Origin of the sequence: Bacillus cereus group sp. BceL062 (genome assembly GCF_051780025.1) — a bacterium.
GTDB classification, from domain to species: Bacteria; Bacillota; Bacilli; order Bacillales; family Bacillaceae_G; genus Bacillus_A; species Bacillus_A toyonensis.
Map to the genome: position 1 here is coordinate 207,143 of NZ_JBPWGY010000010.1, position 11,779 is coordinate 218,921.

Here is an 11,779-nt window from a genome sequence, read left to right on the forward strand (position 1 = left end):
ATAGTTTAATTATTTAGAAAAATTTAAAAATAATATTTGTCGCAACTGGGACATATTGTTTACTAAGTGAACTTGTTCTTAATTCAGGGGGGAGGGTTTCACAATGGCAAGTGTATATGAAAATAATTATATGATCGTTTTGATTTTCTTGCTAGTAGGCATATTACTGCCGGTAGTGGCTCTTACATTAGGAAGGATGCTGCGCCCAAACAAACCAAGTGCAGCAAAAGCGACAACGTATGAGAGTGGAATTGAGCCTTTTCATGATGCAAATATTCGGTTTCATGCTCGTTACTATATTTTCGCTTTATTGTTTGTCATCTTTGATGTAGAAACTTTATTTCTATATCCATGGGCTGTTGCATATGACAAGCTAGGTTTATTTGCATTAATTGAAATGCTCATCTTTGTTGTAATGTTGCTAGTTGGATTAGCTTATGCTTGGAAAAAGAAGGTGTTACAATGGTTATAAATTTTGAGGCACTACATCCAAATGAGCGAGCGGAATTAGAGAGAAATATCTTTTTTTCTACATTGGAGCAGTTAAAAGGGTGGGCGAGGAGTAATTCTTTATGGCCGATGACATTCGGACTGGCATGCTGTGCGATTGAAATGATGGGAGTAGGTTCATCACATTACGATTTAGATCGATTTGGGTCATTTTTTCGGACTTCACCAAGGCAATCAGATGTCATGATTGTGTCGGGAACGGTAACGAAGAAGATGGCTCCTATTGTTAGGCGTTTATATGATCAAATGCCTGAACCGAAATGGGTTATTGCGATGGGATCTTGTGCGACTGCTGGTGGTCCGTATGTGAATTCGTACGCTGTTGTGAAAGGTGTAGATCAAATTGTACCAGTTGATGTGTATATTCCTGGATGCCCACCAAACCCTGCAGCTTTAATTTATGGAATTAATAAGTTGAAAGAGAAAATTCGTTACGAGGCAAAGACAGGGAAGCAGGTGACGAATAAATGAGTAATCCAAATAAAGATTTAGAGGATCTGAAAAGAGAAGCTGCTAGGCGCGCGAAAGAGGAAGCGAGAAAACGTCTTGTTGCGAAACATGATGCGGAAATAAGTAAGCTTGAGGGAGAAAATCAAGAAAAAGAGAAAGCGCTACCAAAAATTGATGGAATGACTGTAGAAGAAGCAAAACAACGTGCTGCAGCTGCTGCGAAAGCAAAAGCGGCAGCGTTAGCAAAGCAAAAAAGAGAAGGAACAGAAGCAGTAACGGAAGAAGAAAAGGCCAAAGCGAAGGCGAAGGCAGCCGCAGCTGCGAAAGCAAAAGCGGCGGCGCTAGCGAAGCAAAAAAGAGAAGGAACAGAAGAGGTAACGGAAGAAGAAAAGGCCAAAGCGAAGGCGAAGGCAGCCGCAGCTGCGAAAGCAAAAGCGGCAGCGTTAGCGAAGCAAAAAAGAGAAGGAACAGAAGCAGTAACGGAAGAAGAAAAGGCCAAAGCGAAGGCGAAGGCAGCCGCAGCTGCGAAAGCAAAAGCGGCGGCGCTAGCGAAGCAAAAAAGAGAAGGAACAGAAGAGGTAACGGAAGAAGAAAAGGCTAAAGCGAAGGCGAAGGCCGTGGCAGCTGCGAAAGCAAAAGCAGCGGCGCTAGCGAAACAGAAAGCTTCGCAAGGTGATGGAAATTTGGGAGATGAAAAGGCGAAGGCAATTGCAGCAGCGAAGGCGAAAGCGGCTGCGGCGGCAAGGGCGAAGACGAAGGGTGCTGAAAGTGAAAAGGAAGATGTACCGAAGCAAGAAGAACCGTCCGTTAATCAGCCGTATCTCAATCAGTATGTTGAGGTTATTAGGGGTAAATTAGGAGGTAGCACATTAGTAGATTCCTATATTAATAAACTTTCAAAAGATGTACCAACTCTTGTGGTGGATCCTTCAAAATATTATGAGGTGATGGAGTTACTACGATTCCATGAGGGACTTGCTTTTGATTATATGTCAGAGCTACATGCGACAGATTTTGTGACTCATATGGAAGTGTATGTTCATTTATTTTCATATGGAAAGAAACAGTCTGTAGCGGTGAAGGTAAAGCTGGATAGAGAAGTGCCGCAAGTTGAATCGGTAACAGCGCTGTGGAAAGGGGCTGACTGGCCGGAGCGAGAAGCGTATGATTTGCTCGGCATTGTATTTAAAGGGCATCCGAATTTAACGCGTATTTTAATGCCAGATGATTGGGTAGGATATCCGCTTAGGAAAGATTATGAACCGTATGATGTGGAGGTGTAACTTATGATTCGTACGGAAGAAATGCTTTTGAATGTAGGACCTCAGCATCCGAGTACACACGGTGTTTTCAGGCTTGTTATTAAGATTGACGGGGAAATTATTAAAGAAGCTACACCGGTTATTGGGTATTTGCATCGCGGGACTGAAAAGATCGCTGAGAGCTTACAGTATACGCAAATTATCCCTTATACAGATCGAATGGACTATTTATCAGCAATGACGAATAATTACGTCATTTGCCATGCTGTAGAGACGATGATGGGACTTGAAATTCCGGAGCGTGCCGAATACTTGCGAGTACTTGCGATGGAGCTGGGAAGAATTGCGAGCCATCTCGTTTGGTGGGGTACAAATCTTCTTGATATAGGAGCGGTCAGCCCGTTTTTGTACGCGTTTCGTGAACGAGAGATGATTATAAATTTATTAAATGAATTATGCGGGGCACGGCTTACTTTTAACTATATGAGAGTTGGCGGTGTGAAGTGGGATGCGCCGGATGGTTGGATTGAAAAAGTGGAAGAGTTTGTTCCATACATGAGAGAGCAATTGGCAGGTTATCACGACCTTGTTAGTGGTAATGAGATTTTCTTGAATCGCGTGAAGGGCGTTGGCATATATAGCGCGGAAGAAGCAATTTCGTATTCTTTAAGCGGAGCGAATTTGCGGTGCACCGGAGTAAACTGGGATCTTCGCAAAGATGAGCCGTATTCGATTTATGATCGTTTTAATTTTGATATTCCTGTTGGGAGCGTGGGAGATGCTTGGGATCGCTACGTTTGCCGAATGGAGGAAATTGAAGAGTCGTTAAAAATTGTAGAGCAAGCAGTCCAGCAGTTTCCGAAGGACGGAGCTGTACTGGCGAAAGTGCCGAAAATTATTAAGGCGCCTAAGGGGGAAGCGTTTGTCCGTATAGAATCACCACGCGGAGAGATTGGTTGCTATATCGCTAGTGACGGAAAGAAAGAGCCATATCGTCTGAAATTCCGCAGACCTTCTTTTTATAACTTGCAAATTTTACCGAAGTTATTGAAGGGTGAAAACATCGCCAATTTAATTACGATTTTAGGTGGAGTCGATATTGTACTTGGGGAGGTCGATGGCTAATGATTGAGACGCTCTTACAATCACCTTCAAGCTGGACGAATTTCTTCATTTTTTTCGGATTAGCAGTGCTTCTACTATTTGCAGTCCTTGGCTTCGTTACATATGGTATTTTGGCAGAACGGAAAGTGATGGGATTTATGCAAGGCCGGATTGGACCAAACCAAGTTGGAGGTCGGTTCGGTTTACTGCAAACGGTAGCTGATGTTTTGAAACTATTATTGAAAGAAGATAGTATTCCGAAAGCTGCAGATAAACCGTTGTTCATATTAGCACCTGTCATTGCATTTGCGCCAGCATTTATGGTACTTGCGGTTATCCCGTTTACCGATAAATTTCAGTTCGCGGATATTGGTGTCGGATTGCTGTATTACATTGCTGTTTCTGGGATTACGACAATTGGTGTCGTAACTGGGGGATGGGCATCAAATAATAAATATTCCCTTTTAGGAGGGATGCGCGCGGCGGCGCAAATGATTTCTTATGAAATTCCGCTCGTAATGAGCGTAATTGGTATCGTTTTGTTAGCTGGTAGCTTGAATCTAAATGAGATTGTAGCGGCGCAGGAGAAAGTTTGGTACATTTTCGTACAGCCAATTGGATTCGTCGTTTTCTTAATCGCAGCAGTAGCAGAGTTAAATAGGACGCCGTTTGATTTACCAGAAGCGGAGTCAGAACTTGTTTCTGGATATCATACGGAATACTCAGGTTTTCGCTGGGCGTTTTTCATGCTTTCAGAGTATGTATATTTCTTCGGAATGGCATCTTTAATTACAGTACTTTTTTTAGGCGGCTGGAACCCAGTTATGTTTCTTGGATTTATTCCAGGTGCTGTATGGTTTGCTTTGAAATTTAGCAGTGTAGTCTTTCTATTAATTTGGTTCCGCGTTACGTTCCCGCGTATAAGGGGTGACCAGTTAATGGAGTTTGGCTGGAAAGTATTATTACCAATCGCACTTGCAAATATTTTCTTAACGGCATTGATTAAGGAGCTATTCTTCTAATCTATGAAGGGGGTGCCAGTAAGAGATGAAAGGGTTATTTAAAGGTTTAAAATATACGCTGAGTAATTTGAGTAAGAAAAAGGTGACGTATGATTATCCAAATCAGCCGTTGCCATTGCCAGATCGCTTTAGAGGGATTCAAAAGTTTTATCCTGAGAAATGTATTGTTTGTAATCAGTGTTCTAACATTTGTCCGACAGATTGCATTCAATTGACGGGAAAGAAACATCCTGACCCTACGAAAAAAGGGAAAATTATTGATACGTATGATATTAATTTTGAAATTTGTATACTTTGCGATTTATGTACAGAAGTTTGCCCGACAGAGGCAATTGTTATGACAAATAACTTTGAACTCGCAGCATATTCACGTGATGATTTATTTAAAAATTTGCAGTGGCTCGACGAAAACGATGAAAACGTCAGGAAGGAGAATAAAGCATGAATGGCGAGTTTGTAGCATTCTTTATACTATCCTTGTCTGCAATTATCGGTGGTGTTCTCATGTTGAACTTAACGAAAGTAATGCATATGATGCTAGCTCTCGTTCTGACATTTCTCAGCATTGCAGGTTTGTACTTTCTTTTATCGGCCGAGTTTATCGGAGTTGCACAAATTTTACTTTACTCTGGTGCAATCACAATTATTATGATTTTTGGCATTATGTTAACGAAACATAATGCGGAAAATGAATCACGTCTTACTCTTCGAAAATGGATTATCTTCTTTGCAGTTGTAGCATTTGGGGCAGTTATGTATTTCGCTGTTAATAGTATCGATTTTTCAAATGAAAGCACACAAGGAAGTTTACCTCTCCATGAAAAAAACACACTTCAAATCGGTACACTTCTCTATTCGAAATACATTATTCCATTTGAGTTAACCTCGGTTATTTTACTTGTAGCACTTGTTGGCGCGATTATACTTGCGAAGAAGGATGAGAAAGAGGAGGATTCCAATGAGTAGCGTTCCAGCTTCTGCGTATTTAACACTTGCGATTATTTTGTTTTGCATCGGTTTATTTGGAGCTTTAACGAAGCGAAACACAGTAATCGTATTAGTTTGTATCGAATTAATGCTAAATGCTGCCAATTTAAATTTAGTGGCGTTTAGTAAATTAGGTTTGTTCCCGAATTTAACAGGGCAAATCTTCTCGCTGTTTACGATGGCTGTAGCGGCAGCGGAGGCGGCGGTAGGGCTCGCCATTTTAATTGCTTTGTATCGTAATCGCACGACAGTTCATGTAGATGAAATGGATACGCTTAAAGGATAGCATTGTGACCGAAAAGGGGGAAGGAAACAATGATCGATTATGCATGGCTCATACCGCTTTTCCCGCTTGTTTCGTTTTTTTTACTTATTATGTTCGGGAAGAAAATTAGAGAAGGAAGCAGCGTACTTAGTATTTTCTTCGTCTCTCTCTCCTTTATACTCGCGGTACCTGTATTAATAGAAAGATTTTCGAAGGTCACAGTGAAGCATAAATGGGTATGGCTTAGAGCTGGAGATATTGATATATCATTTGGCTTTGAAGTGACCGCATTAGGGGCTTTAATGTTATTTATCGTTACACTTGTGAGCTTACTTGTACATGTGTATTCAAAAGGTTATATGAAAGGTGACGCAAGATTACCAACTTTTTATGCATATTTAGGACTCTTTACATTTGCGATGCTCGGGCTTGTTATATCGACGAATTTGTTACAGCTTTATATATTTTGGGAGTTAGTGGGCCTTGGTTCATTTTTACTCATCGGTTTTTATTTCTTTAAGGAAGAAGCGAAGGTTGCTGCGAAAAAGGCTTTTATTATGACTCGTATTGGAGATGTTGGTTTATTTATTGGGATGATTTTAATCTTTTGGCATGCAGGTAGTTTTGAGTATGACGCAATTTTTAGAGCGGTTCATACAGGCGATCTGTCCCCGACTATGATAACGATAACGGCGATATTAATTTTTATCGGGGCGATGGGGAAATCAGGTCAATTTCCGCTTCATACGTGGTTGCCTGATGCGATGGAGGGGCCAACGCCTGTTTCGGCACTTATTCATGCGGCGACGATGGTCGCAGCCGGTGTATATTTAGTAGCAACGATGTTCCCGCTATTTTCGGCAAGTGCGGTGGCAATGCAGACGGTGGCAATTGTTGGTGCTTTCACCGCAATATTTGCGGCCTCTATCGGTCTTGTACAGACGGATATAAAGAGGGTACTTGCTTATTCTACAGTTAGCCAGCTCGGGTATATGATGCTCGCCTTAGGTTCTGCTGGTTATGTAGCGGGTATATTCCATCTAACGACACATGCCTTTTTTAAAGCGTTACTATTCTTGGCAGCAGGAAGTGTAATTCATGCTGTGCATACGCAAAACATTAATAAAATGGGCGGTTTACAGAAGAAGATGAAAGTAACGGGTACGTTATTTTTAATAGGTACACTTGCAATTAGTGGAGTTCCGCTTCTTTCGGGGTTTTTTAGTAAAGATGAAATTTTGGCAGCAACTTGGATGAGTGGCAATTACTTTTTATTTGTTCTAGCAGTCTTTGCGGCATTCCTAACAGCATTTTACATGTTCCGCCTATACTTTCTTGTCTTTACTGGGGAAGCGAAGACGAAGGAAGACGTGCATGACTCGCCGCGCATTATGACGTATCCGATGATTGTTCTCGGCGTTCTCGCAGTAGTAGCAGGATATATAAATACACCGTGGTTTGGAACGTTTCTCGGAGATTGGCTGACGAAGGATATAGAATTTAAAGTGGAAGAAGCACATGGACCAGTTTGGATTATGATTGTTGCGACGCTCGTTTCATTTGGGGGGATTGCCCTTGCGTATTTCATATATGGAAAGAAAACTATCTCAAAAAATTGGGCTGGAGGAGAAAGGTCATTTCTTCATAAGCTCTTGAAAGAAAAATATTATGTGGATGAACTGTACAATATGACAGTGATTCCTATTACGAAGGGAATCGCTCATATGCTTCGTTTATTTGAAGTATATGTTGTGGAAGGGATTGCTGTTTTAATCGCAAGTTTGGTTAAAGGGGTAAGTGGCACATTGTCGAGGCTTCAAAACGGGAATGTACAAGTGTACGGCACTGTAACAGCAGTTTCGCTCGCGGTCCTCGTCATTATTTTGCTATATACGGGAGGGGATTTACGATGAATGATTTGTTGTTGACGTTCTTCATTTTCTCCCCACTTTTAGGGATTCTATTACTTGTATTAACACCGAAAAAAGAATCGCGTACAGTACGAGCGCTCGGTTTATTTGGGACGGCGCTTCCATTTGGGATCGCCACTGTCCTCGCTTGTACATATGCTTCTGGAAAGAGTCTATCGCTATTTGATGAAAAAGTGAAATGGATTAAATTTGGTGATTTTGCAGCGGTGGATAAAAGGTGGTTTTCTATTTATTACGAGCTTGGAATTGATGGTTTGTCACTTGTAATGATGGTGCTGACAGCCCTTCTAGCGATGCTTGCAGCAATTGCAGCGTTTTCCATTAAAAGAAATTTAAAAGCATTTTATATGCTATTGCTCATGCTAGAAATAGGGATGCTCGGTGTCTTCGCTGCTAAAAATTTAATGTTGTTCTTTATTTTCTTTGAAATTACACTGCCACCAATGTTTTTATTAATTGGCAAGTGGGGGAAATTGTCGAGTGAAAAGGCTGCATATAGTTATTTAATATATAACGGCATTGGATCAGCTATTTTGCTCATCGTTTTCTCGATTTTGTTCGCGAAAACAGGTACGACAAATATTGCGGAATTGAAAGAGATATTAACAGGTGTAAGTGCTGGGGGAGGACAGATCGTCCCGAGTAGCATACAGCTTGGTGTATTTATTGCTATAATGATTGCCTTTGCAATTAAACTACCTATTTTCCCGTTGCATCGCTGGATGGTCAATGTGCATATTGAAGCGCACCCTGCTGTAGTTATGCTTCATGCGGGCGTTTTGCTAAAGATTGGAGCGTACGGGATGATTCGCTTCGGGAAGGGGCTATTCCCAGAATACTTTCGCGAGTTTGCCACGCTAATTGCGGTTTTAGGAGTAATCAACTTATTGTACGGCGCCTTTTTAGCACTCATCCAAACGGATTTTAGGAAGGTACTCGCCTACTCTAGTATTTCGCATATGGGAATTGTTTTAATGGGGCTTGCGGCACTTAATGCGCCAGGTACACAAGGGGCACTATTCCAAGTTGTTTCGCACGGTTTAATTGCAGCCTTGCTCTTCTTCTTGCTTGGTGTTATAGAACAGCGCTTTGGCACGTCGGATATTACAGCGCTTGGTGGACTCGCAAAAAGTGTCCCAATACTTAGCGGCTTCTTCTTAGCAGGAGGAATGGCATCGCTTGGACTGCCGGGGATGTCTGGATTTGTGAGTGAGTTTCTTGCCTTTCTCGGCTTATTCCAAGGAGAGCCAGTCATTGCTGCAGTCGGTGTACTTGGGATTATTTTAACCGCTGTGTACGTATTAAGAGCGACACTTCAAGTAACATTTGGTAAGAAAGAGTGGGAAGCGAAAACTGATATACACGGATGGGAGTACGTCCCGGTCCTATTGCTTATCTTCTGTATTATTGCCATTGGAGTAATGCCAGAAATACTAGGGGATCCGCTTCAAAATACATTGAAAACATTGGGGGTGAAGTAGGATGGATATGGATACGTTACTGAGCTTATCATGGCATCTCATGGTGCCAGAATTCATTATTCTCGGGTTTGCCATCCTTCTTTCCATATGTGATTTGTTTTTTAAGCTGAACCATAGGTATGTAGCGCTTAGTGCAATCGCCGCTGTCGTATTAGCAATTGTGTCATTAATTACGCTATACGGCGAACCAGCAGGAGATATTTTAAATGGATCGTTTGTGTTAGATGGATTTTCAAAAGGGTTTAAAACGTTGTTATTAGGCGGAGCGGCCCTCATCTTATGCACCGCAATGAGCGATGACAAGAAGAATCCAATTGAAGATAAGGGAGAATATTATTACTTATTTTTAATGGCCCTTCTTGGGGCGATGTTCATGGCTTCTAGTGTTGATTTTATTACACTTTTCGTCGGTTTAGAGCTACTATCACTTTCTTCCTATGTTTTAGTAGGCATACGAAAAAGGAACCGTGCATCAAATGAAGCGGCAATGAAATATGTCATTAATGGAGGAATTGGAACGGCGATTACACTCTTTGGAATGAGTTATTTATACGGTATTACAGGCTCAACCAATATTGTGGATATGCAAAAAGCATTCACCGGGGAGCTAGCTAGTGGTATTCAGTTATTGTTAGCTCTCGCATTTCTACTACTGCTCGTTGGACTCTCGTTTAAAATTGCAACAGTGCCGTTTCATATGTGGGCACCCGATGTGTATGAAGGGGCGGCTACACCTGTTACTGCTTTTCTTGGAACGATTTCTAAAATTGCTGGGTTCCTACTCATTATTCGTCTGTTCCTTATGATTTTTGCAAGTGTATCGGTGCAAGGAGACATGCAATCTTTATACGGGCGTATGAGTATATATATTGCTGTACTAGCAAGTATTACGATGATTATTGGGAACGTAGTCGCATTAAAACAATACAACGTAAAACGTATATTTGCCTATTCAGGAATTGCGCATGCAGGGTATTTGCTCGTTCCACTTGTGGCATTATCACCATTTACGATGGATAGCATGTGGTTTTATATGCTTGCCTATATGCTTATGAATATAGGCGCGTTTGCAATTATCCACGGCTTAATCTTACAAAGCGACAAAGAAAATATCACCATTTTCACTGGATTATATAAAAGGTCGCCATTTACAGCGATAGTAATGACGATTTTTATTTTATCGTTGGCCGGGATACCAGGAACAGCTGGTTTCATCGGGAAGATTAACATCTTTTTAGGTGCACTTCATGTAGAGCCAGCTCATTACGTACTAGCTTCTATTATGATGGGTACGACAGTCATTTCATTCGTATATTATTTCCGTATTTTACAGCAAATGTTTTTCCGGACGGGAGAAGTAGAAGAGAAAATTCGGTTGCCATTAAATATAAAGGTTGTTATGAGTCTTTGTGCAATTTCGATTGTAATACTAGGGATTATGCCGATGATTGGATACAATTTCTTTTATGAATATTTTCCATTAATGAAAGATTTCTTCTTCTTGGGGAACGTGGTACAATAGTGAAAATAAAAGGTGTGGAGTCGGTACTCTACGCTTTTTATTTTGTGTTAGCCACAAATGAAAATGCATATAGGTATACGTTTTTCCGAGAGAAGTTTACGATGTAAAATGTAAGATGCTTATTTGCATTTGAAAAAGTGTGGCTCCTACTTATTATGGTATCGTTTTTATTTTCTTTCGTAAGTAGTAGCCAAGTAAAAAGGGGTCGATTTTTTGGCACAACTTTTAGGGCAACAAGCACTGATTGCCATCGTTTCGCATTTATTGTTTATTACCATTACGTGGTGGGCCTTACAAGGTATTCACATCGAGCGTTTAATGAAAGCTGGAAAAGTGTTACAGACGAGGGTGTTACTCATCCTAATTACAATTGCAATTGGGACATCTGTAAGTAACTTTTTCCTTGATTATTTAGGCTATTCGAAGAGTTTAACGTATTTAGTAAAGTAAGTGTATAGAACCTCATATCTCCGTTAACAATGGGGATAGGAGGGGATGAAATTGAAGCTTAAAGCCATTCTTATTGTTGCCTTGAGTGTTGTTTTCTTTTTGGTTGGATATAGAGAGATGAAACCGATAAGCGATGAACAGAAAATGGAGAACATGATTAAGGCTTTAGAGAAAAATGATGCTAAAGTGGAGAAATGGTCATGGTTAGCGCGAGAAACAAAAACAATTTCTAACATACATACGTTTCAAAAATTGTTAAACGATGTGAAGGGGAAGGCAAATATTCAAAAATGGGACTTAGAGCAATCTCCAGATGGATATAAAGCTACATCCTATAAAAAGTTTGCTTCATATGAAGAACGAGTAGTAGTAACTTGGAGTAAGGAAAATACTAAAGAAAACACTTTCATTATTTTTGAAGTAAGTGGGGCGAAATGGGACCCGAAGCATGTTCAGAAAATGAATAAAATTTTTAATGAAAAACCTATAATTTACACTTGTGTTCAAGGTGTACTGAATGATAAGATTGAAGGTGTTTTGCAAAATAAAACCAATCAGTTTTTGAAAGATCTTTCAGCAAGAGCGATCGAACAAGTAGAAGAAAGAGCATTTGTGTCAGTCTCCGCATACAATAAAAAGTGGGATGACGCTCTTTCAACAAATAGAGAGAAAATAAATGTGCAAATAGCAATACGTTCTACAAACAACAAAGATACAATTGTGGTTGGCACACCGATCATAACTTCTGAGTATTGAGTGAATAGATACTGAAAAAAGGACACGGAGGGGAATAAT

At 40.6% G+C, this 11,779-nt stretch carries 13 protein-coding genes; all 13 read left to right on the plus strand.

The window, feature by feature from the left end; translation table 11 throughout:
* The first annotated feature begins 103 nt into the window (after positions 1 to 103).
* Positions 104 to 472: an NADH-quinone oxidoreductase subunit NuoA gene (gene nuoA / locus ACS2MN_RS22500; protein ID WP_000179269.1), complete on the plus strand. Its 369-nt coding sequence runs from the start codon at positions 104 to 106 to the stop codon at positions 470 to 472.
* Positions 463 to 981: an NADH-quinone oxidoreductase subunit NuoB gene (nuoB, locus tag ACS2MN_RS22505; RefSeq protein ID WP_000236327.1), complete on the plus strand. Its 519-nt coding sequence runs from the start codon at positions 463 to 465 to the stop codon at positions 979 to 981. Before nuoA ends, nuoB begins: the two co-directional genes overlap by 10 nt.
* The gene (locus ACS2MN_RS22510; protein WP_346994766.1) at positions 978 to 2,243 is read left to right on the plus strand and encodes an NADH-quinone oxidoreductase subunit C; all 1,266 of its coding nucleotides are present in this window, start codon (positions 978 to 980) and stop codon (positions 2,241 to 2,243) included. Before nuoB ends, ACS2MN_RS22510 begins: the two co-directional genes overlap by 4 nt.
* 3 nt (positions 2,244 to 2,246) lie before the next feature.
* Positions 2,247 to 3,347: an NADH-quinone oxidoreductase subunit NuoD gene (nuoD, locus tag ACS2MN_RS22515; protein ID WP_000621442.1), complete on the plus strand. Its 1,101-nt coding sequence runs from the start codon at positions 2,247 to 2,249 to the stop codon at positions 3,345 to 3,347.
* Positions 3,347 to 4,348: an NADH-quinone oxidoreductase subunit NuoH gene (nuoH, locus tag ACS2MN_RS22520; protein WP_000573426.1), complete on the plus strand. Its 1,002-nt coding sequence runs from the start codon at positions 3,347 to 3,349 to the stop codon at positions 4,346 to 4,348. Before nuoD ends, nuoH begins: the two co-directional genes overlap by 1 nt.
* A 25-nt stretch (positions 4,349 to 4,373) precedes the next feature.
* Positions 4,374 to 4,793 (plus strand): NADH-quinone oxidoreductase subunit NuoI, encoded by a 420-nt coding sequence (gene nuoI / locus ACS2MN_RS22525; RefSeq protein WP_000677189.1) that lies wholly within the window; start codon positions 4,374 to 4,376, stop codon positions 4,791 to 4,793.
* Complete coding sequence (locus ACS2MN_RS22530; protein WP_001012818.1) at positions 4,790 to 5,314, plus strand: NADH-quinone oxidoreductase subunit J; 525 nt, start codon at positions 4,790 to 4,792, stop codon at positions 5,312 to 5,314. Before nuoI ends, ACS2MN_RS22530 begins: the two co-directional genes overlap by 4 nt.
* Positions 5,307 to 5,621, plus strand: coding sequence for an NADH-quinone oxidoreductase subunit NuoK (nuoK, locus tag ACS2MN_RS22535; RefSeq protein ID WP_000100078.1), 315 nt, complete (start codon positions 5,307 to 5,309; stop codon positions 5,619 to 5,621). The genes ACS2MN_RS22530 and nuoK overlap by 8 nt, the downstream gene beginning before the upstream one ends.
* 29 nt (positions 5,622 to 5,650) lie before the next feature.
* Entirely contained in the window at positions 5,651 to 7,513 is a 1,863-nt protein-coding gene (gene nuoL, locus ACS2MN_RS22540; protein ID WP_346994767.1) for an NADH-quinone oxidoreductase subunit L, read from the plus strand.
* A complete protein-coding gene (locus ACS2MN_RS22545) occupies positions 7,510 to 9,012 on the plus strand; it encodes an NADH-quinone oxidoreductase subunit M (protein WP_346994768.1) in 1,503 nt (500 codons plus the stop codon). The genes nuoL and ACS2MN_RS22545 overlap by 4 nt, the downstream gene beginning before the upstream one ends.
* A 7-nt stretch (positions 9,013 to 9,019) precedes the next feature.
* Positions 9,020 to 10,534, plus strand: coding sequence for an NADH-quinone oxidoreductase subunit NuoN (nuoN, locus tag ACS2MN_RS22550; RefSeq protein ID WP_346994793.1), 1,515 nt, complete (start codon positions 9,020 to 9,022; stop codon positions 10,532 to 10,534).
* A gap of 213 nt (positions 10,535 to 10,747) precedes the next feature.
* Positions 10,748 to 10,984: a DUF1146 family protein gene (locus ACS2MN_RS22555; RefSeq protein WP_000057885.1), complete on the plus strand. Its 237-nt coding sequence runs from the start codon at positions 10,748 to 10,750 to the stop codon at positions 10,982 to 10,984.
* A gap of 51 nt (positions 10,985 to 11,035) precedes the next feature.
* Entirely contained in the window at positions 11,036 to 11,740 is a 705-nt protein-coding gene (locus tag ACS2MN_RS22560; protein ID WP_371399751.1) for a YwmB family TATA-box binding protein, read from the plus strand.
* The last annotated feature ends 39 nt before the right edge of the window (positions 11,741 to 11,779 follow it).